Genomic DNA, 280 nt, shown 5'->3' with positions numbered 1-280 from the left:
CCTCGGCCTCGCAAGAGCAGATCGCCGCGGCCCTGAGCGAAGCTGGCTTCCCGCCGCGCGCGCAGTAACACCGCGTCGTGGCCGGCCTGCACACAGGACGGCCGATGCGAGCACGTGCGCTGCGCCGTACCTGGCGCGGCGCTCAGTGCATCCCAAGGTAGGCGACCTTGGCCCACATCCACAGGGCCATCGCCACCATCATCAGGTTCTCGGTCAGGGACACGAAGCCCAGCGGCACGTTGCTGTCCCCGCCCACACAGGCGCACTTGAGTTCCCGGCG

General features: G+C 69.6%; 1 pseudogene. It reads right to left on the bottom strand.

What is annotated here, in order from left to right:
* Window positions 1-142: 142 nt before the first annotated feature.
* Window positions 143-280, bottom strand: a pseudogene (locus KVS69_RS21355) (glutaredoxin); the annotation flags it as partial.

Origin of the sequence: Stenotrophomonas sp. GbtcB23, from assembly GCF_019091045.1 — a bacterium.
Taxonomy (GTDB): domain Bacteria; phylum Pseudomonadota; class Gammaproteobacteria; order Xanthomonadales; family Xanthomonadaceae; genus Stenotrophomonas; species Stenotrophomonas rhizophila_A.
This window is presented reverse-complemented; position numbering and strand designations above follow the sequence as displayed.